Here is a 19575-nt window from a genome sequence, read left to right as displayed (position 1 = left end):
GTGCGAGGAGGATGTACAATGGAAATACTAAAAATTGAGAATCTAAGAAAAGTATACAAGACCCCTGACTATCACGTTGATGCGCTCCAATCAATATCGCTTAGCGTTCAAAAAGGAGAGTTTATAGCTATAACTGGACCAAGTGGTAGTGGAAAGTCAACATTACTTCATATTTTAGGAGGTGTGGACCAACAAACAAGCGGTACGGTTGCCATTGATGAGTTGCAAATGGAAACCTTGGACGACACCAAATTGACACTTTTCCGTAGACGTCATATTGGTTTAATCTACCAATTTTACAATCTTATTCCTATGTTGTCTGTGGAAGAGAATATTCAATTGCCTATTTTACTGGATGAAGGAATAGTGGATATGAACTATTACAATGAGCTTGTTACGATGCTGCAACTTGAAAATCGGCTTAATCATTTGCCCAATCAACTATCAGGGGGTCAGCAACAACGGGTTGCGATAGCACGGGCCTTGATGAACAAACCCTCACTGCTGCTAGCGGATGAACCGACAGGAAATCTTGATCAGGAAAATTCGCGCAGTATTATGACCATGTTACGGTATGCAAATGAAACCTATAATCAAACAATCATTTTAGTCACCCACGATATCGATATTGCACGAATGGCTGATCGTACAATTCATATCGAAGATGGGCAGATCGTATATGATGGTACTAATCAATGAGCATTCTTAACAAACTTATGAAACGACAGTTGGGTCACGATTCGTTCGCAGCCGTCATGACTATTTTGAGTGTCGTACTTTCGGTCGCATTACTGACAATGGTTGGACTAATCACCCAGACAATTTATGATGCTCAGATGCATAATCAGCTGAGTTACACCGAAAAATGGAATGCTCAATTAAACGGAACGGATTTACCCACTACCATAAGTCAAATGGAAGCATCAATTGATACTGTATCTTATAGTAGGCCACTCTTAATCAAACATGGTAACAATATTATTCGGGGCGTAATGAGTGATGCTAATTTTGATTCAATGCGATCTGATAGTGATGTAAAATACAATGGCAATCGGAACTTTATATCGGGTCGTGCTCCACTTAATGAAACGGAAGTCGCTTTTGGTTCTTATTTTGCTGACTCTATGACCCTTGGAGATACGGTTGTTGCAGTGTTGGATAATGGAGAACCAATTGACATGAGTCCGCTGACAGTTGTTGGTTTCTTTGAGAATGATGCGGGTACTGGTTATGGATACTACAGTCAGTTATCCAATCCAATGTATGCAACACAAGCAGATATTATCTTTAAACCGGGTACCCAAAGAATTGATAAATTGGTTGAAACTGCAATCGCAACAAATGGAGATAACATTCTTGTAACTTACAACCAAAGCTACAATCGCGAACTTGGAATGATGCGTGGTGTTGCGCCAGAAAAAATGCTTGCAATCGGTATTGCTGCGGTTGTGATGACTGTCTTCGGCCTTGCAACGTTCACGATGGTCCAAAATGCATTCTTTGCCACTATGAGTCGTCGGCAAAAGGACTTTGGTTTACTTCGAAGTATCGGTGCGAGTAAGAAGCAGATTCATGCAATGATGCGAAAAGAAAGTTATGTGCTTGCCGCTCTAGGAATCATCTTTGGAATTGGTGTAGGAATCTTAATGACGCGAAGTATTCAGCTGATTTATAACAATGCATCCACGCTCACAACGACTCTTAATATGGAAAGTTATGCTCCCTTTCATCTCAGGTTAACATGGCAGTTAATTGGAATCTTAATGCTTATCGGTTTCATTTCAGTCATGATACCGATTGAATTTATGATTACTAAAATGTATCGGATGACAGCATTGGAAACAATAAAAGAATCGACGCGTTATAAACGCAAAGGGCAATTACCGCTTTGGGCCCGATTGAGCCGCAAAGAACCCATTCGTTTAGCTGGAAAATCAATGCAACGTGACGGGTATAAGTATCGAGGAATTCGAGTCGCAATTGTGATTGTAGTGATGCTTACGGTTTTAGTTGTCTCATTATTTCAAACGGTATTGAGACATGCAGTTCCCCAACCGGTTGCTTATAATCTGTTTTTTAGATTGGATAATGGCGGTGAGGTACCAGCTCTCGATACGCTTGCGCAACAAGAGCCGTTTGTTCAAGAAATCGCCAAAGTCTTGCATAACAGCGATCATACCAATCAGGTAGTGATTACACGAACATTTCCAATCAATATATCAGAACTGATGATGGGGGACATCGATTACTCAAAATCCATCTATAATGCAGATTTAAGTGAATCTTATACAGTCGCAAAACAAATGAATTCGACGAAGATGATAGTTCTAGATGATTCGTTATTTGCGTCGGTATTCCAGAAGACTTCGTCAAGCGAACCGATGCTTGTGATTGATAATTATTATGAAGGATATCTGGAAAAAGGATCTGAGTACGTTCAATATGCGGGTCCGATTTTGGATTTTGAAGGCATTGAAACGGTGACATTGACAAACAGTGATCATCAAAATGTTAATGTTAAAATTCATCAAGTTATAAATGAGGACAATACAAATTTAGATATACTTAGAATAGGACATGGACAAATGGCCAGCCCTATCATTTTGACAAACATGACAACATTCAATGAGATTAATAAAGTGCTTTCAGGTCCCTCAGCGTATGAAGAGAACCATAAACCGTTCTCCGAAACGATATTTAACATATCCAGTAGTGATGCGATGGCAACCGAGGAATTATTAACGAAACATTTTCCGGGACTTCATATTGATAATAATCAAACGAGGTATGAGTCTCGTGTGATCGTGCTTGCAACAGTGGATAATATCACAAAATTAATTACAGGAATGATTGGATTTATCGTTTTTGCTAATTTAATTAGTATGTCAATGATTCTGTATCGTGAACGTCGCAGTGAATTTGCAATGATGCGATCAATGGGCATGACGCAAACACAACTAAGTAAGACAGTAATGGTAGAAAGCACAATCGTAACAGTGCGCCCCATGATGATCGGATTAGTGCTCGGTGTGCTTGGGTATTCTGCAATGATCTACATTATGAATAAGGATCTACCTGCAGTGGATCAGATGCCATTTTATCTCGATATTCGAAGTATTGTGTTACTCGCAATTGCAATTGTAGTGATATGCATAATTAATGCTAAAGTAGCCTTGCGCACCCTTGAACGACATAGTATTATCGAAAATTTGAAACGACTTTAGTCGTTTCTTTTTTATGTCATACTTTTGCCCTATTTGATGTGTATGCTTATGAGGAGGTGGATAATGAAAAAACTAACAATATTACTTCTGCTCTTAGTTTTGCTAGTGGGTTGCACCCAAAGCCAAGAAACGGAGCCTTTAGAAGCACCAAAACAAGTCGTTCAAACAAAGGATCATGATCCGTATCGGATTGAATATGATGCAGTCTCTGATACAGATACAACGCATGACATAAAGGTGATTGAAACAACGCAAACATTCAATTCTCAAACATTAAACCGTTATATGTATACCGATCAAGACAACACGGCATATCCGGCAGGGTATCCAATCGTTGTAAAAAAAGATACAGCACTAACCTTGAATGTTGAGAATCAAACGCAAACGGATACGAATATTCACTGGCACGGTTTATCCTTACCCAATGATCAAGACGGTCCTGCGTTACTGATAAACCCTCACCAGACCTTTCAATATAAGTTCACGCCTGACTATCAAGGGACCTACTGGTACCATTCACATAATCGTCCGGTTCGAGACCAAGTTGATTTTGGGATGTATGGGCCGTTGGTTATTTTAGAACCAGAAGATGCAAAATATACGATAGATCAAATCCTAGTGATCGATGACTGGGCTGTAAATCAAGTCAGCGGTCATATGCAAATTGAAGGTGATACGGATACAGTTAATGGAAAAACAGGGTCTGAAATTAAGCCAATTTCTTTTAATAATACGGATTTAGTGAAGTTACGATTTATCCAGGCAGCAACAGCGAAGAGTACAGTTATTAGCTTTCCATTTGAGGTCAATGTAACGCATACCGATGGGATGCCACTTGAAGCTCCTTTTAAAACAACCGAATTAGAAATTGCACCAGGAGAGCGCTATGATGTTGAATTAACCCATCAAGGAAATACAAATGAGACATTTGCAATCACCAATGATCGTAATCAAGGATTTAAGATTCCTTTGATTTATGAGGCGAAAGAGGAAGGAAATCCTCAAACAACCACAAATCAACAACCATCGCTTTACCAAATCGCGGAAACTGCAATTCCACAACAACCCAATGTATCAATACGAATGGGTTCAACCATGAGTCGTGGTATGGGTCATGAGTGGACATTAAATGATGAAGTTTTCCCCAATACGGAATCGTTCAATCTACAAAAAGATACAGTCTACCGTATACGTTTTACCAATGAAAATCGTATGAACAATCATCCGATGCATATCCATGGGGCTCATTTTAAAATTTTAAGTGTGAATGGCGAAGCCGTTGAAAGAACAGTGTGGAAAGATACTGTTGACGTACCAGCTGGGAGCTCTATAGATATTGCCATCCAATTTAAAAACCCTGGCGAGTGGATGCTTCATTGCCATATTTTAGATCACGAAGATGGTGGTATGATGACGAGTATTATTGTGGAATAAAAAGTACACGAGTGTGTTATGAAAATATAGAAACAACCTTAAATATGTGGTATGATACTTCCACTATGGGTCCGCTTCTCGGTGTGTAATGACCCTTAATTTTGATTTAGAAATTAAGGAGGCATTATGATACAAATAGAGCATATTTCTAAAACATATAAAGTACCCATCCGTGAGGGTGGTATCAAAGAAGCAATCCGTGCCCTTTACAATCGTCAGTACCAAATCATTAAGGCTTTAGACGATATTAGTTATACCATTCCCAAGGGTCAAATTGTTGGTTACATCGGTCCAAATGGAGCGGGGAAAAGTACGACGATTAAAATTATGACAGGCATTCTACAACCCGATACTGGATCATGCACCATCAACGGTCGTGATCCTTTTCGTTCGCGAAAAGAGCATGCCAAACAAATTGGGGTTGTCTTTGGCCAACGGACACAGTTATGGTGGGATATTCCCGTTATTGATTCATTTGAACTACTCAAAGATATCTACGCGATTTCGGATGAAGATTACCAGCACCGATTGTCGGAACTTTCGACACTCTTAGATCTCAATCCGTTATTAAAGATACCCACTCGACAATTGAGCTTAGGGCAGCGAATGCGGTGTGATATTGCTGCTGCATTAATCCACAATCCGAAGGTGCTGTTTTTGGATGAACCAACGATTGGGTTGGATGCACCTTCAAAAATAGCAGTTCGCCGATTTATTAAATCAATCAATAAACGCTTTGAAACAACAATCGTTTTAACAACTCACGACATGCAAGATATTGAATCGTTGGTAGACCGAATTATATTAATAGGCAAGGGACGTATTTTATTTGATGGTACTATGCGCATGCTTAAAAATCAGTATGAACTCGAAAAGCAGATCAAGATTCGTTTCAACGGCAGGCTTATTGAGCATTCGAGCTATGTTATCGAGTTGCAAGACGACCAAACAGCAATGCTTCGTGTTGTCGGTGCCGTCAGTGATGCGGTCCGTGTTTTAAGTGATACCGTTGATATCGTGGATATGGAAATTGTGAGCACATCTTTAGATGATATTATCGTCAAGGCCTACGAGGCATATCAAATATGAAACTGTATCTATCGTTTTTTAAAATACGTTTTAAAGCGGGTCTTCAATACCGTGCTGCAGCCCTTTCGGGAATGATAACCCAATTTGCATGGGGCTTTATGCTTATTGTCATGTTAGGGGTCTTTAACGGTAGTACGATGGCACCCGCCGATTTATCAACGTACGTGTGGCTTAATCAAGCGCTACTTGCCTTAACTGCGATTTGGGCACTGGATAGTAGTGTATTCGAAACGATTGAAAATGGTGATGTCGCTTATGAAGCAGTGAAACCGGTGAATCTCTACACACTGTGGTTTGTTCGCAATGTGGCCCATCGGCTATCTCGTTGTGCATTACGGTTTGCGCCAATTCTTCTGATTGCATTGTGGTTACCAGCACCCTTTACATTACGGTTGCCATCAACACCTACCCACTTCTTAGGATTTCTCCTCTCACTTGCACTTACAGTCACAATTGAGGTTGCGATAACAATGTGGATGTATGTCTTTGTTATGCATACGAAGTCATCATTGGGTATCCGAACATTCTTTGTAGCTTTGTTTGAAATGTTTTCTGGAAGCAGCATTCCCTATGCGTTCTTTCCGATTGCATTTCAAAACATCCTCAAATTAACCTTCTTTTATGGTTTGCAAACAGCTACATTTAATCTTTATCTTGGGCTTGCAGAACCACTTTCAACTCTGAGCATACAATTCTTTTGGGCCTGTGTCCTAATTGGTACGGGGTATGTTGCAATGCAGTACAAACTCAAGTCATTCGAAATTGTGGGAGGATAATATGAAACTGTATTTTAAAATCGTTGCAATGCATGTTAAGTCACAATTACAACATCGAACCGCATTTCTTGCGTTATCTTTAGGACAGGCTTTATTAACATTTAGTGGTATTTTTGCAGTTATAATTTTAGCGTCCAATGTTACGACAGTTGAGGGGTTTAGCACACCAGAAATTTTGCTTGCGGGCGCAGTTGTAACTTTATCATTCGCAATTGCAGAATGCGTCTTTCGTGGGTTTGATACCTTTCCAAGGTTGTTGAGCAACGGTCAATTTGATCGTATCCTCGTCCGGCCTCAAAATGTGCTGCTTCAGGTCTTAGGGAGCACAATGGAATTAAGTCGGTTCGGAAGAATTGTAGTTGCGAGTATCATTCTTGTGGTGGTCTCACAAACTGTAGTGCTATACCATATTTGGTTACTGGTAATCATGGTTGTGTCTGGGATCGTTCTTTTTGGTTCTTTATTTATAATTTATGGATCCTGTAGTTTCTTTACGACTGATTCCTTAGAAGTGTTCAATATTTTAACGGATGGTGGTCGTGAGTTTGGCCAAATGCCGTATGGTTTGTATGGAAAGAATATCCTAAAAGTATTAACCTTCATACTCCCTTTGGCATGTTTTCAATATTATCCGTTGTTGGTAGTACTTGGACGTGATGTTCCAACATACTTTCAATGGACGCCGCTTGCGTGCTTTCTCTTCGTGATTCCTGCATTGGTGATGTGGCGATGGGGACGTAATCATTATCGATCAACGGGATCATAAAAAAGACTGGTGTCACATTACTGTGATTGCCAGTCTTTTAATAGATATCCAAAGTAGTGAATGTCATACCAAATATCGTCGTAGCGGAATGCTTCCCGTTTGGTTCCTTCATGCTTGAAGCCTAGTTTCTCATAAACATGACGGGCTCTCGGGTTGAAGTCAAAGACATCCAACTCGATACGGTGCAGTCCTAAAGTTCCGAATGCATAGCCTAATAGAAGTTGAATTGCTTCGCTTCCATAACCAAAGTTTGCATGTGCTGGATCCATAAGAATCCGAAGATTGCAAATATTCAGGATTTCATCCCATTCGTTCAAGACGATTTCCCCAACGACAATGCCATTTGCGACAATAGCAAAGTCGAGGCGGTCGGTTGCACTTGGTAGTGATTGATACCATGTTGTATAACGTTGAAGATCTGCTTCGGTGGGTGCTTTTTGAGCATCCTTAGATGTAAAAGCACTTCCGGTTAAAAAGGTCACTTCGGGAATGTTGATGATTTCAATCATTCGTGGAATGTCTTCAGTCTCAAAACGACGAAGTTGAATATTTTTGCCGATCAGTGTTGGTTTATGTTCGAAAATCGTTTCGGTTGTTTCGCCATCCATCCGTTTTGATAACGTTAAGATATCGTCAATTGATTGAGCACTTAAATCCATGGTGAGAATTGTTTGAAAGGTTGCCAATTCATTTGCACTCAATACATTAAATTCTGTTGGGTATGTTGGTGAAGTTTCCGGTGTTTCAAGATAATGCTGCTTGAGAACGAGATAATGATACATCAAATTGGGTTCGATATGAGCGCCTTGTTCGATGCGTGTATCGAGTAAATCTTTAATTGTCTTTTGATGAATTTCTCCGAAAGGAAAAACGTGTTTGAAGTAATCTTGAGCATCTTGCTCTTGTTGCTGTTTGGTTCGAAAAAGTTTTTGTAAGTCCATAAGGCCACCTCTACCTTAAGTATACAAATTATGCACTATGGGCTGCAACATATTCTTGTGCATATGTATTTAAACGATTGAGTGTGCTTATAATATCGTGATCGGAAGTAGCTGGATTGGTGCTACACATACGAACGACAGTCTTTGATTTTAATTCTGTCGTGAATACGCCTGCAAATCCTGAATCTACAATGGACTTCGCAATGCTTGCATTTAGGGCATCGTTTTCTTCTTTTGAATAGTTGGGGTGATTGTAACGGAAATTGATAATTGCGAAATGTGCATGAGATACAATTTCCCAGTTTTCCATCGTGCTCAGTGTGAGTTCTCCTAACTCTGCTAATGTTTGACCATAATCGACACGGCGGCTAAATTCGTCCGTACCAAGAACTTGCAGTGTGAGCCATAATTTTAGCGCACGTGCGGGCCGAGTTAGTTCAATTCCTAAAGAAGAAAAGTCGACTGAACCACCATCAATATCTTGCAGATATTCCGGCGTTGCACTAAAACTATTGAGAAGGTCTTGTTTGTCCTTAACGATAATCATGGCACAGCTGTAAGTTTGGAACAGTAATTTGTGAGCATCCCAGCTTACGCTGTCTGCACGCTCGATGCCTGCTAAATGATGACGTTGGGTTGTCGATAACAAGAACGATGCGCCATAGGCACCATCCACATGGAGCCAAATACCATACGATGCTGCGATGTCGGCAATGCCATGAAGGGGGTCGACTGTTCCAGTGTTGGTTGTTCCTGCGCTCGCAATAATTGTTGTTGGGACAAGGCCATTTGAGAGGTCTTGTTCGATCATTGTTTGAAGTTGATGGACGTCCATTTGGAAGGCATTATTGGTTGGAACAAAACGCAATTGCTTGCGGGTGTACCCGATAATATACAATGCTTTTTCAACAGAGTGGTGTGTTTGGTCGGATAAATATACCACACCAAGATGACGGTTATCTTCGGATAATATTTTGTCACGTCCTGCAATAACACCTGTTAAGTTAGCCATGGAACCACCTGAAACAAAGACACCACCAGCTTTTCCGGTGAAGCCAATTTGTTGAGCTAGCCATTGGATGACGTTTTCTTCGATAGTACTTGCGGAAGAACTGTTAATCCAGTTACTTGCATGTACATTAAACGCTTGAGTCATGACATCACCTAACCATGACAACTTTGATGCAGGTCCGGGGATAAACCCAAATGCGCGGGTATGGTCTTGTTTTAGGATATGTGGATAAACGTCTGTGAGTAGTTCTTGGACAACCGCATCAACGCTTCGCCCTTCCTTGCTAAAGGTTTGGTTTGCGAAGTATGCAATGGTTTCGTCCGGAGCAACACTGCGAGCTGGGGCATCGGTTGTATCGTTAAAATAGGCGTCGATAAACGCAAGTGCTGCTTCATAGACCGCTTGATCTTCTGATAGATTTAAATTTTTCATGGGGAACTCCTTTACAATGCTTTCGATTAAATATACCATGTCAGTATACATAAGAAAAATTAAACTAATTAATGTGACCTATAAATAATATTAATAGGAGGTACCCATGGATTTACGACATATTCAATCATTTGTAAAGGTTGTGGAAAAGCAAAGCTTTAGTAAGGCTGCGCAGGAGTTGGGTTATACTCAAGCAGCAATCACAATTCAGATTAAACAACTTGAAGAAACGCTAGGCACGAAGTTGTTTGACCGAATCCATCGTAGAGTGCGCTTAACTGAAGATGGAGAAGCCTTTATTTTTTATGCTAACGATATTTTACGTACATTCAATCGTGCGCGATCTTTCAAGCATGATGAGGAATCGGTAAAGACAATTATTCGCGTTGGGACCGTCGGTTCGTTGGGAAGTCACTTCTTCCCGGATTTTATCTATACGTTTAGCCAACAATATCCGTTAGTTGAACTCAAAATAATTATTGGCACGACGAAAAGTCTGACTGATATGTTACATCGTAACGAAATTGATATCATGTACACGATTGACGAACTCATTTATGAGCCCGAACTTGTAAACATGATGCGAGAACCTGAGCCAATTTATTTTGTAACTAAAGATCCAAACATTAAAGCACAAAAATATTCGTTGGATGCTATTAGTGATTATCCGTTTTTACTCACAGAAAAAGGAGAAGCGTATCGGTATGAACTCGAACGTCACCTTGCACATGAATCGGTTGATCTCAACGCGATTGTTGAAGTGGGTGAGATTGGCATTATTACAAAAGTGCTCAAGAAAGGTTTGGGAATTGCGTACCTTCCATATTTTTCAGTTAAAGATGATGTTGACAGTCATGTACTAAACATTGTTGATGTCGATATTCCCCACGTTACAATGTGGCGCCAGGTTATGGTGCATGAAAAGAAATTTTTAAGCAAAGGTATGAAGGATTTTTTAGAAACGATCACCAAAATATAAAAACACCACTTCATGTGGTGTTTTTACAGTCTTAGTCGTGCTTACTCTCGCGTAGCGTGAAATAGGTTCCGATACCTGCTAAAGCGGAGAGGACGAGTAATCCTTTAGAGTTAAAAATAATGCCAGCACCTAACAAGACTGTTGCTACAGTGCCATTGATTTTAGCGTGTTTCCGAAGGCTTTCGTTGTCATCCTTTGGTAATGTCACGTTGACACCTATTTTCTTATTTATTGCATTTATTTTTTGGTTGATTTCGCGAATCATTGGATTTCCTCCTTTGTGATGTGTGGTAGTGTCGCGCGCAGCAACAGTTCATAAATTTCGTGCTGGGAATGCGTTGTTTGATGATCAATTTTGAGTGTGGCGAGTAGTGTGTTGAGCGTGTCAAATGTAAAAGTATCAGAAATAGTAGATGTAAGATGGCACGTTTTTAATGCTGCTTCAAAGCTGTCATAATTACTCGAAAAAAGTGATTCTACCTGTTGTGGATCAAGTTTTTTGAGAAACAACGAGAAGTCATGATTGTTGAACGTATACAGGAACGGTTTGGAAGCATATTCTTGATACAACATTAAATTTAGAGCAATAAAGCCTTCAGATGATGGTTGAGCTTGGGTTATTTGTTTTGCCCGTTGCGCAAGCTCGTTTTGAATATACATAAAGGCCGCATAGAATAAGTCCTCTTTGGTCTCAAAGAGTAAGTAAAATGAACCGGTTGCTATATTCGCATCAGCTGTTAGTTTTGCGATACTCGTTTTTGAATAACCGTAAGTTGTCCAGAACTGTACGCATGATTGAATAAGTTGGTGACGCAAGATATTTTTCTCTGTTTCAGAGAATCCTTTTGGTCCAGTTTTCATCATAATCTCCAATCGTGAATAATTTAGTTACAATATTCATAATTAGAGTATAATCGTAATTCAAGAATATTTCAAGTAAAAAAAACACCCGGTTTAAGCGGGTGTTTTAAAATTAACGTTGTTTGATTGCAGGCGAAGCACTGTATTCATAAAGATAAGGGACGCCATGGACACTAAAGTTAAAAGCAAGTGGATACGCAGACTCTTTGACTACGTCAATGTCTTGAATGTCACGTAAAGGAACATTCAATGTTGTCATAATTTCATTGAGAATGGGGCTATCTGTTGTTTCGAGGTATTGAGTGTCAAATTGTTGAAGTTCGTGAAGGGCATCAAACTCTTGGATGATACCATCTTCATATTGTTTGGCACGAAGATCAAACGCATCAATGTGTTGGATGTATAGTTTTTCCCAGAGATTTTCCCGGGTTTCGAGTTTCTCATATTCTTGAACAAGAAGTGCGGAGAACGCAGTAGAGAAGGCACGATCATAATAGACGTGTCCCAACATACACCAAGTACCTTCGCCTATAACGACATCAAGAATTTTTCCATCAGCATCTGCACTGACATAATACTCTCCCGCTTCAGAGACTTCATGCTTGACAACAGGATATGTTGCATGAAGTTCATAAGCATGAAATACATTCTCAGTAAAATAATTATCGGATGAACAAATGTATGTATTCTTTAGTTTATCCAAGACGAGCATCAGTGTTGAAGTGTTATTGTAGCGGTTGAAATCATGGTTAATCACAATGTTAACATTAAATTTGTCACCCAAGTATTCAAACAACTCGTACTTGTAACCAAGAACTAATGTAATATCTGTAATACCAACAGCTTGGAGTTGTTTGATTTGACGTTCAATTAAAATTTCGTCTTTAACTAATAAAAGGCCCTTTGGTTTTTCAAATGAAAGAGGCGCAAAGCGAGAAGCCATTCCCGCAGCCATAATGACGGCATTATCAACTTTATACGGCTCCAGTGCGTTCAAGCCAGCATCGGTAATGTTGAGATCAGCATCAATGAATCCCAATTCAAGCAAATGTTGAGATTGAGAATCTGTGTTGTGAAGTTTTTTTTCGTAAGCATTTCGTAAGTAAGTGAATTCTGTTGCGTTCATAGTAACTCCTTAAGGCATTGCCCATTTAATCTATGGATATCTTACACCAATCAATTATGAACTTCAATGACGCATAAATCACAATATTTGTTATACTATAAGAAAGGAGTTAATCATGAAAATTAAACGTATAGAGCCATTAGATGCACAACAAATTGCAATCTTGGTCGACATTTGGGAACGTGCGGTCTTTGAGACGCATGACTTCTTACAAATCGGGGACTTCCGTAAATATAAAACAATGATCCCTAATTATTTTGAATATACGGATGTTGTTTTAGGCGCTTATGAAGGAGATCAATGTGTCGGATTTGCAGCCCGTAAAGGCGTGAATCTCGATATGCTCTTTGTAGACCCAATTTATTTTGGCAAGGGAATCGGTAAGCAACTTCTTAAAGCAATGGAAGCATTGGGTGTAACAACCCTCGATGTAAACGAAGACAATCCTAATGCTCACGCATTTTATGAAGCAATGGGTTATCGTGTGGTGCGTCGAAGTGCTGTGGATGATGAAGGTAAGCCTTATCCAATTCTTCATATGGAAAAGTAAGCAATTAATTGCTTACTTTTTTTTCGCTGTGGAAGTATTACATATCGTTGAATGTTTGCTGGAATTTTGTGATATGATTATCATACAAATAAATAGTAAGTATTGGGGTAAGAAATATGGGTAAAATACTGAATTCAAAAGGACGCATTGAGTTTTCATTCAATGCATTTAAAAAATGGGCAATAAACTATAAGCTATTTAATATTCTTATGGTTATTGCGGTAGTGTTAATCGGGTACACCCTTTGGGAAGATCGACCCAATTCAATGCGAACACCATTTTACACAAATACGCGTAACTATAATGAGGTAACAGGAAGTTACGATTTTAACGAATTTTATGAATTGCTATCGCAAGAGAAGGGTGCATCGGTTAAAGATGTACATTTTAAGCTTGAGACACCTTATTGTTATGAAATGAATGATGTTTCACTTTGTGTTAAAGGGTACGAACTATTCCAAACAGAAAGCAATGTGCCATTAACATCAGTCTATAAATACAATAAAGCAAGCCACTTTGTGATTTTGCGGATGGAAGTTGCGAACAATCGTGATAATCCAATTACAATTGGAGAATTCCGCCAGACATACGGATCAGTTTCCGACTTTACAAAATCTCTAAGCAATGAAGAGTTTGAGATTCCCAACAACATTGGGAGCTTTGGTCGTGACGCACCATTTAACGTAAATCCGCATGAAACATATGATGGCTATTTATTCTATCCACTAACAAGTGAAGCATACCGACAATTATACTTTGAAGGAAGTTACTGGATTGAGATGCCAGATATTCTAGATACTTCGACATTCGATGATCGAAATCTTATGGGAATATCCAAAATGATTGAGCTGCCAATGGTAGAACCTGTCATGGCCGCTTATCTTGAAACGGTCAACAATTTACCGATTGATCAAACAACACGAAATACAAGTTTCTCAAAAGTATCAACGCGCTATGAACCACATGTATCAATGATAAATGCTCAAGAGACAATCGCGGTCACAATCGATACGATAGAAGAAGGTTATGCTGAATACCGTCCATATTATATTCATGAACGGAAAAATCGTTCATACCTCCTTGGCAAAACAAACTATCAAGTCGTAAAAATACGATTGACGAATTTGGGAATGTCATCGATTAATACACAGGTACTCAACGCTTCACTGGATTTAACATCAAGTAATTACAAATCAACGGGATACCTCGTGGCATCACGACTGCAAGTTGATGCCAATGGGACAGCCGATCTTATTTTCGAATTTTTAAGAGATGAACGCGGCATGAATGCTCTTGTTCCAAATGAGACATATCGCTTTATCTTATCAAATGATAGAAAGGAAATTCTGCTTGAGGGTGAATTCAAGCTAGAACAATAGGGGGATAATAAAATGGCAATGATCGATATCGTAAAATATGAAGGTGACAATCAAGAATTCGCATGGAAATTCCCAAATGATGCACTTTCAACAAAATCACAAGTAATCGTTAATGAATCACAAGTGGCAGTGCTCTTTAAAGGGGGGAAAGCATATGATATCTTCGAACCCGGACGCCATACTTTAAATACAGAAAATATTCCATTACTCAATACAATCATCAACCTTCCGTTTGGTGGAGAATCGCCATTCAAAGTCGAAATATGGTATGTCAATATGGTTCATGCCCTGGATGTAAAATGGGGAACACAGACACCGGTGAATATTCAAGATCCGAAATATGGTATCTATGTTCCTGTGAGTGCTTATGGACAATTTGGAATGACGATACATGATCCTAAAACATTCTTGAAAAAGATGGTCGGAACCATTCCAAGTTTCGGGCGCGAACATATCACGAAATATTTTAGAGGCATGTATACCAGCCATGTAAAAGATGAAATTTCGACGTATCTTCTTGAAAAGAAAATTCCAGTCTTGGATTTAGGTGCGTACTTAACGGAACTGTCTGCCTTTATGAAACAACAAATGAAACCGGAATTTGATGCCTATGGGATTGAATTACTCAATTTCTATGTTGAAGACATTAGTACGGATGACGATGATGAAGGTGTTGTTCGTCTCAAAAAAGCACTATCAAAACGCGCAGAAATGGATATCATCGGCTATGAATACAAAGAAGAACGAACATTCGATGCATTAGTGGGTGCTGCACAAAATGAAGGAAGCACAGGCGGCTTCATGGGAGCTGGGATTGGCTTGGGTGTCGGAAGTGCTGTGGGTCAAAACCTCGGAGCAGCCATGAACGACGTTACTCAAAGCGTTTTGACATCAGATACGAAGACATGCAGCAATTGCAATCATCCTGTAAAAGAAGGTGACAAGTTCTGTGGAAATTGTGCGCAGATCTTGGAAGAGCCAGAACGACACTGCACATGTGGGGCAGTTGTAGGAGAACAGCAAAAGTTCTGTCATGAATGTGGTCAAAGCCTACATAAGAAATGTGTTGCTTGTGATGCACCACTTAAAAACGATGCGAAGTTCTGCCCAGAGTGCGGAAAGGCGGTTGTAGAGGATGAAGCGTAAAGCAGATACAGCCCTAGTCTCGGGGATAATTATTATCGCCTTAACCGTACTTATTGGAGTGCTAGCAGATATATTGGGTTCAAGTTATATTGTTTGGGTTTTGGTTGCGGAATTACTTGCGACAGGGCTAACCTACCAATCTTTACAAAAAAATACACTGACCAAGATTGCAGTGATGCCAATCATGGTTGTATATGTTTTGCTTGCAATGGTCTTTGCGATAATTATGTTCGCAATTCCAAATTCCTCAGAAGCTATTTTGCATATTGGTGAAGCTGTCCTACTTGGAGCTGTCATTATTGCCTATCTTGTCATTAATACAACTGCGCATGCAAATCATAAGGAATCATAGTCATGGCGAAGTTAAGTGAGAGAAAAAAGGACTTACGCCGCAGTGAATCCGGTAAAGTTCTTAAAAAACAAGCATTGCGTAATATCGGGATCGCCGTATATGTATTTGGGATGTTTACGTGGTATCAGCAAGCGTTTGGTGATTATTACTATGCATTTGAAATGGGTAAGTACTTTGCCTTTGTATTTATCGCGGTAGGTCTTTTGATGATTTATCGAGCAACGCGCTTTAATCTACAAATTGACATGTACAATCAATATTACTATTGGATTTATCAAAACGAAATGTTTACACTTCAGGAACTTGCGAAGGCAAGTGACAAATCAGAAGCGACAATTATTCGAGAAATTAATAGTTTGATTAATGATGGTTTTCTTAAAAACATTCATTTGAATGAAAAACTGCGAACCGTTGAAGGGGCCTTCGTCACATCTGTCAAAGAACAGATTCAACGCAAGGTTATTCGTTGTAGTGGTTGCGGTGCTCGTAATGAAGTCGTTGAAAATGAGACTCGTGAATGTGAATATTGTGGACGCAAACTTGTTTACAACCACAAATAAAATAACCCACTCAGCAATTTGAGTGGGTTATTCTTTTCAACGGCATATAAAAAACACGTGGAAATTCACGTGTTTGAATATCATCATGGGGCGACCGACGGGACTTGAACCCGCGAGTGCCGGAGCCACAACCCGGTGCGTTAACCAACTTCGCCACGATCGCCATGTGCTTTGACATTATAGCCCAAATACCTGACGGTGTAAACAGATTATTCAAAAAAAATTGATGAACGACAATGAATTCAAAAGTGATGCATGTACGCACCACTTTTGTTGCTCTTTAGACTATCAAAAAAAGAAGTTTACGACATCTAATATTTGATACAATAAAGAATAGAATGGGGAATAACTATGACTAATTTTGATTTAATCCAGCTCTTAAATGAAGGTGTGCAGTCGGTTCATATTGAATGTGACCACGATACGTTTGTTGAAATTCAGAAAAAACTACCACAAACCAATTTAATTACGATTGCCTTTGATGATGGTATGTACGAGTTTATGAAAGTTAGTAAGCTCCTCAATTTCTATAAAGACATTAATCATTCGCACGTAGATATCTATGATGTGATGACTTGTTTGGATTTACATCGATATGCGCAACATAAAGTATCTCAGCTTGATACGGGAGTTAAACGCCGTTTGATGATTGCACAGGCATTGCTTATGAATCCACAGTTAATCCTGATTGAAGATCCCTTAGCCAATCTCGATAACACGTCGGCGAAAATAATTGTTGGTGCAATCGAATCGATGAGTGAGACGACTCGTATTATTACCACATCACCGTCTTTTCGGAATGTGTGTTTAATGCCCGGAAACTTGTACTACAGTCGTAACGAAACCATTATTCCAATTTATGAATCAGTTCAAAATATCATGCCAAGCATTCAGACAACGAATACACTCGTGGTGAAAAGTAAAGGCAATGAATATGTCATTGATATTCAAGATATTTATTATGCAGAGAGTATCGATTCCGTAACCCACATCTATGTCAAAAATTCGTTAATCCCAACCCAATTTACACTGGAGGAATTAGAGACACAATTGCAAGCATACCAATTTTTTAGATGCCATCGTTCCTATCTTGTTAACATTCCCAAGGTTTCAGAAATTCAACAATGGATCCGTAATAGTTACGTACTCGTCTTAACGGGACAAAGCGATGTGGAGATTCCCCTTAGCAAACGACGCTATAGTGAATTTAAAGCAGTGCTCCACTCAGGCCAATAATGCGCCACTCAGCGAATGATATGCAGTATTCACGGGCTTTCTCACGCCATTCGGTGAAAGAAGCTTAAAATCAAATTAAGAACCTCTATACTGGTCTTAGGCAAACAAGCCAGGAGGTTTATGTATGAATAAAATCGTATCAATTAACGATTTATCAATCGCATTTAACACTAAAAAAGTTTTAAAGCATATGTCCTTTGATGTGTACGAAGGAGAAATATTTGGGTTCTTAGGACCAAGTGGTGCTGGGAAAACCACAACAATCAAAGCTCTTACCAAACAACTACGAGTTCGCCCCAATAGTATTGAACTATTTGGGAAACCACTTGAAGATCATAATGCATCAGTTTATGACCGACTTGGTATTATGACGGATAGCAATGATGTGTATGATGCACTCAGTGTGTATGATAATTTAAAATTCTTTGCCAATTTGAAGCATGTTGATTTGGACCAAGTTGATCAATTGCTGAAAGAAATTGGTCTCTATGAGGATCGAAAGACACTCGCTAAAAAGCTATCCCGCGGGATGCGACAACGCCTCATCCTTGCTACAGCACTCATCCACAAACCCGCACTATTATTTTTGGATGAACCAACCGCCGCTTTGGACCCAAAGACAACCGCTGATATCCATAACCTGTTTCAACGGATTAATCAGAATGGAACAACTATCTTCTTAACCACACATTCAATGGAAGAAGCTGATAAACTGTGTGATCGTATTGCATTTCTAGACAATGGAACCATTGTTGAGATGGGGTCATCAGAGGCACTAAAACTTAAATATGCAGAAAATGAAGTCATTGTTCATTACAATGACGGTACACAAAAGCGAGTCACGAAAGATCAACAAGGACTTCAAGAACTTGCGAATGAAACGAAAATTATTAACACAATTCACTCGATAGAGCCTAACTTAGAAACAATATTCTTAGCAGTAACAGGGAGAAATAATTATGACAATGCGTAAATGGAAAGCACTTATTCAAAAAGACTTTAAATTAACATTCAGCAATAAAAGTTTTCTGGTTATTATGCTTATGCCAGTAATCTTTGCCGTTTTTTACACGACGATACTGCCAATGCCACCAGGACCAGAAGCGGATATGATTATCTTAATTATGATTACGGTTTTAGGTTTGATGATGCTCGGATCTTCGGCGATGGGGATGTCGATTGCTGAAGAAAAAGAAAAGAAGACATTGCGATCACTAATGTTGTCCGATGTATCCGGTTTGGAATTCTTAGTAAGCAAAATGATCGTTGTCACGCTACTCTTTACGTTGATTCAAGTTATATGCTTCCTAATTGTAGGTGTTGCGCTTAATTATTTACCATATTATATATTATTGGTATTTCTGAGTGTACTCTCACTACTATTCATAAGTTCTATTATTGGATTAATAGCACCAAATCAACAAGCTGTTGGAATCTATGGATTACCTGTAATGATGTTGACGGCAGCACCTATGTTTTCGATTATGGGTGAAAACAGTGTCGTGCTAACAATCAGCAAATTCTTACCTACAGGACCGATCACGTTGATGCTCTTTCGTGAAGTGGATCCCAGTTTAGTTTATCCAAGTTGGTTAGGCTATGGATCGATGCTCTTATGGATTGTCATTGCCATACTCGCATTTACGACCTATTATAAGCGAAAACAACTCGATAATTAGACATAATAAAAAAGCTCCCTTGTTCAAGGGAGC

General features: G+C 39.3%; 20 protein-coding genes and 1 tRNA gene. 15 read left to right on the top strand and 6 right to left on the bottom strand.

Annotated features, from left to right (window positions below; all coding sequences use genetic code 11):
* Positions 1–18: 18 nt before the first annotated feature.
* From GVV19_RS07015 to GVV19_RS06990, 6 genes are all read left to right on the top strand, one after another.
* Positions 19–699 (top strand): ABC transporter ATP-binding protein, encoded by a 681-nt coding sequence (locus tag GVV19_RS07015; protein WP_159646657.1) that lies wholly within the window; start codon positions 19–21, stop codon positions 697–699.
* Complete coding sequence (locus GVV19_RS07010; RefSeq protein ID WP_159646656.1) at positions 696–3224, top strand: ABC transporter permease; 2529 nt, start codon at positions 696–698, stop codon at positions 3222–3224. Before GVV19_RS07015 ends, GVV19_RS07010 begins: the two co-directional genes overlap by 4 nt.
* A gap of 63 nt (positions 3225–3287) precedes the next feature.
* Positions 3288–4658, top strand: a complete 1371-nt coding sequence (locus GVV19_RS07005; RefSeq protein WP_159646655.1) for a multicopper oxidase family protein — start codon at positions 3288–3290, stop codon at positions 4656–4658.
* A 126-nt stretch (positions 4659–4784) separates the two neighbouring features.
* Entirely contained in the window at positions 4785–5747 is a 963-nt protein-coding gene (locus GVV19_RS07000) for an ABC transporter ATP-binding protein (RefSeq protein ID WP_159646654.1), read from the top strand.
* Positions 5744–6523: an ABC transporter permease gene (locus tag GVV19_RS06995; RefSeq protein ID WP_159646653.1), complete on the top strand. Its 780-nt coding sequence runs from the start codon at positions 5744–5746 to the stop codon at positions 6521–6523. The genes GVV19_RS07000 and GVV19_RS06995 overlap by 4 nt, the downstream gene beginning before the upstream one ends.
* A 1-nt stretch (position 6524) precedes the next feature.
* Positions 6525–7289: an ABC transporter permease gene (locus GVV19_RS06990; RefSeq protein ID WP_159646652.1), complete on the top strand. Its 765-nt coding sequence runs from the start codon at positions 6525–6527 to the stop codon at positions 7287–7289.
* A 17-nt stretch (positions 7290–7306) separates the two neighbouring features.
* Here the strand turns inward: GVV19_RS06990 and GVV19_RS06985 are convergent, their stop codons facing one another.
* Positions 7307–8230: a GNAT family N-acetyltransferase gene (locus GVV19_RS06985; RefSeq protein ID WP_159646651.1), complete on the bottom strand. Its 924-nt coding sequence runs from the start codon at positions 8228–8230 to the stop codon at positions 7307–7309.
* 28 nt (positions 8231–8258) lie between these two features.
* Positions 8259–9674, bottom strand: a complete 1416-nt coding sequence (locus tag GVV19_RS06980; RefSeq protein ID WP_159646650.1) for a pyridoxal phosphate-dependent decarboxylase family protein — start codon at positions 9672–9674, stop codon at positions 8259–8261.
* 106 nt (positions 9675–9780) lie between these two features.
* Here GVV19_RS06980 and GVV19_RS06975 point away from each other — a divergent pair, with 106 nt between their 5' ends.
* Positions 9781–10653, top strand: coding sequence for a LysR family transcriptional regulator (locus GVV19_RS06975; RefSeq protein WP_159646649.1), 873 nt, complete (start codon positions 9781–9783; stop codon positions 10651–10653).
* Positions 10654–10684: 31 nt separating this feature from the next.
* On the opposite strand, the gene GVV19_RS06970 is transcribed toward GVV19_RS06975, so the two are convergent.
* From GVV19_RS06970 to GVV19_RS06960, 3 genes are all read right to left on the bottom strand, one after another.
* On the bottom strand, positions 10685–10918 hold the full coding sequence (locus GVV19_RS06970) for a hypothetical protein (RefSeq protein ID WP_159639481.1): 234 nt from the start codon (positions 10916–10918) through the stop codon (positions 10685–10687).
* Positions 10915–11514: a TetR/AcrR family transcriptional regulator gene (locus GVV19_RS06965; RefSeq protein ID WP_159639480.1), complete on the bottom strand. Its 600-nt coding sequence runs from the start codon at positions 11512–11514 to the stop codon at positions 10915–10917. Before GVV19_RS06965 ends, GVV19_RS06970 begins: the two co-directional genes overlap by 4 nt.
* 112 nt (positions 11515–11626) lie before the next feature.
* Positions 11627–12640 (bottom strand): sugar phosphate nucleotidyltransferase, encoded by a 1014-nt coding sequence (locus GVV19_RS06960; protein WP_159646648.1) that lies wholly within the window; start codon positions 12638–12640, stop codon positions 11627–11629.
* Between the two features lie 115 nt (positions 12641–12755).
* Between GVV19_RS06960 and GVV19_RS06955 the strand changes: the two genes are divergently transcribed.
* From GVV19_RS06955 to GVV19_RS06935, 5 genes are all read left to right on the top strand, one after another.
* Positions 12756–13190: a GNAT family N-acetyltransferase gene (locus GVV19_RS06955; protein ID WP_159646647.1), complete on the top strand. Its 435-nt coding sequence runs from the start codon at positions 12756–12758 to the stop codon at positions 13188–13190.
* Between the two features lie 116 nt (positions 13191–13306).
* The gene (locus GVV19_RS06950) at positions 13307–14569 is read left to right on the top strand and encodes a hypothetical protein (protein ID WP_159646646.1); all 1263 of its coding nucleotides are present in this window, start codon (positions 13307–13309) and stop codon (positions 14567–14569) included.
* Between the two features lie 12 nt (positions 14570–14581).
* Entirely contained in the window at positions 14582–15715 is a 1134-nt protein-coding gene (locus GVV19_RS06945) for an SPFH domain-containing protein (protein ID WP_159646645.1), read from the top strand.
* Positions 15705–16067: a hypothetical protein gene (locus GVV19_RS06940; RefSeq protein ID WP_159646644.1), complete on the top strand. Its 363-nt coding sequence runs from the start codon at positions 15705–15707 to the stop codon at positions 16065–16067. Before GVV19_RS06945 ends, GVV19_RS06940 begins: the two co-directional genes overlap by 11 nt.
* A 2-nt stretch (positions 16068–16069) precedes the next feature.
* A complete protein-coding gene (locus tag GVV19_RS06935; protein ID WP_159646643.1) occupies positions 16070–16627 on the top strand; it encodes a hypothetical protein in 558 nt (185 codons plus the stop codon).
* A gap of 86 nt (positions 16628–16713) precedes the next feature.
* Here the strand turns inward: GVV19_RS06935 and GVV19_RS06930 are convergent.
* Positions 16714–16790 (bottom strand) — tRNA-His (locus tag GVV19_RS06930).
* Positions 16791–16978: 188 nt separating this feature from the next.
* On the opposite strand from GVV19_RS06930, the gene GVV19_RS06925 reads away from it, so the two are divergent.
* The 3 genes from GVV19_RS06925 (at position 16979) to GVV19_RS06915 (ending at position 19542) form a co-directional block, all read left to right on the top strand.
* Positions 16979–17863, top strand: a complete 885-nt coding sequence (locus GVV19_RS06925; RefSeq protein WP_159646642.1) for a LytTR family transcriptional regulator DNA-binding domain-containing protein — start codon at positions 16979–16981, stop codon at positions 17861–17863.
* Between the two features lie 124 nt (positions 17864–17987).
* On the top strand, positions 17988–18836 hold the full coding sequence (locus GVV19_RS06920; RefSeq protein ID WP_159646641.1) for an ABC transporter ATP-binding protein: 849 nt from the start codon (positions 17988–17990) through the stop codon (positions 18834–18836).
* Positions 18823–19542, top strand: coding sequence for an ABC transporter permease (locus tag GVV19_RS06915; protein ID WP_159646640.1), 720 nt, complete (start codon positions 18823–18825; stop codon positions 19540–19542). The genes GVV19_RS06920 and GVV19_RS06915 overlap by 14 nt, the downstream gene beginning before the upstream one ends.
* Positions 19543–19575: the final 33 nt, after the last annotated feature.

It is taken from the genome of Erysipelothrix anatis (genome assembly GCF_009828745.1).
Classification (GTDB): domain Bacteria; phylum Bacillota_I; class Bacilli_A; order Erysipelotrichales; family Erysipelotrichaceae; genus Erysipelothrix; species Erysipelothrix anatis.
The sequence above is the reverse complement of the archived record's forward strand: the minus strand, read 5'-3'. Positions and strand labels throughout refer to the sequence as shown.

Bases quoted from the DNA above. Each gene is read 5' to 3' on its own strand.
- GVV19_RS06970 (WP_159639481.1), bottom strand. From the start codon at position 10,918: ATGATTCGCGAAATCAACCAAAAAATAAATGCAATAAATAAGAAAATA.
- GVV19_RS07000 (WP_159646654.1), top strand. From the start codon at position 4,785: ATGATACAAATAGAGCATATTTCTAAAACATATAAAGTACCCATCCGT.
- GVV19_RS06920 (WP_159646641.1), top strand. From the start codon at position 17,988: ATGAATAAAATCGTATCAATTAACGATTTATCAATCGCATTTAACACT.
- GVV19_RS06965 (WP_159639480.1), bottom strand. From the start codon at position 11,514: ATGAAAACTGGACCAAAAGGATTCTCTGAAACAGAGAAAAATATCTTG.
- GVV19_RS07015 (WP_159646657.1), top strand. From the start codon at position 19: ATGGAAATACTAAAAATTGAGAATCTAAGAAAAGTATACAAGACCCCT.
- GVV19_RS06935 (WP_159646643.1), top strand. From the start codon at position 16,070: ATGGCGAAGTTAAGTGAGAGAAAAAAGGACTTACGCCGCAGTGAATCC.
- GVV19_RS06990 (WP_159646652.1), top strand. From the start codon at position 6,525: ATGAAACTGTATTTTAAAATCGTTGCAATGCATGTTAAGTCACAATTA.
- GVV19_RS06980 (WP_159646650.1), bottom strand. From the start codon at position 9,674: ATGAAAAATTTAAATCTATCAGAAGATCAAGCGGTCTATGAAGCAGCA.
- GVV19_RS06945 (WP_159646645.1), top strand. From the start codon at position 14,582: ATGGCAATGATCGATATCGTAAAATATGAAGGTGACAATCAAGAATTC.
- GVV19_RS06995 (WP_159646653.1), top strand. From the start codon at position 5,744: ATGAAACTGTATCTATCGTTTTTTAAAATACGTTTTAAAGCGGGTCTT.
- GVV19_RS07005 (WP_159646655.1), top strand. From the start codon at position 3,288: ATGAAAAAACTAACAATATTACTTCTGCTCTTAGTTTTGCTAGTGGGT.
- GVV19_RS06985 (WP_159646651.1), bottom strand. From the start codon at position 8,230: ATGGACTTACAAAAACTTTTTCGAACCAAACAGCAACAAGAGCAAGAT.
- GVV19_RS06940 (WP_159646644.1), top strand. From the start codon at position 15,705: ATGAAGCGTAAAGCAGATACAGCCCTAGTCTCGGGGATAATTATTATC.
- GVV19_RS06915 (WP_159646640.1), top strand. From the start codon at position 18,823: ATGACAATGCGTAAATGGAAAGCACTTATTCAAAAAGACTTTAAATTA.
- GVV19_RS06975 (WP_159646649.1), top strand. From the start codon at position 9,781: ATGGATTTACGACATATTCAATCATTTGTAAAGGTTGTGGAAAAGCAA.
- GVV19_RS06960 (WP_159646648.1), bottom strand. From the start codon at position 12,640: ATGAACGCAACAGAATTCACTTACTTACGAAATGCTTACGAAAAAAAA.
- GVV19_RS06955 (WP_159646647.1), top strand. From the start codon at position 12,756: ATGAAAATTAAACGTATAGAGCCATTAGATGCACAACAAATTGCAATC.
- GVV19_RS06925 (WP_159646642.1), top strand. From the start codon at position 16,979: ATGACTAATTTTGATTTAATCCAGCTCTTAAATGAAGGTGTGCAGTCG.
- GVV19_RS07010 (WP_159646656.1), top strand. From the start codon at position 696: ATGAGCATTCTTAACAAACTTATGAAACGACAGTTGGGTCACGATTCG.
- GVV19_RS06950 (WP_159646646.1), top strand. From the start codon at position 13,307: ATGGGTAAAATACTGAATTCAAAAGGACGCATTGAGTTTTCATTCAAT.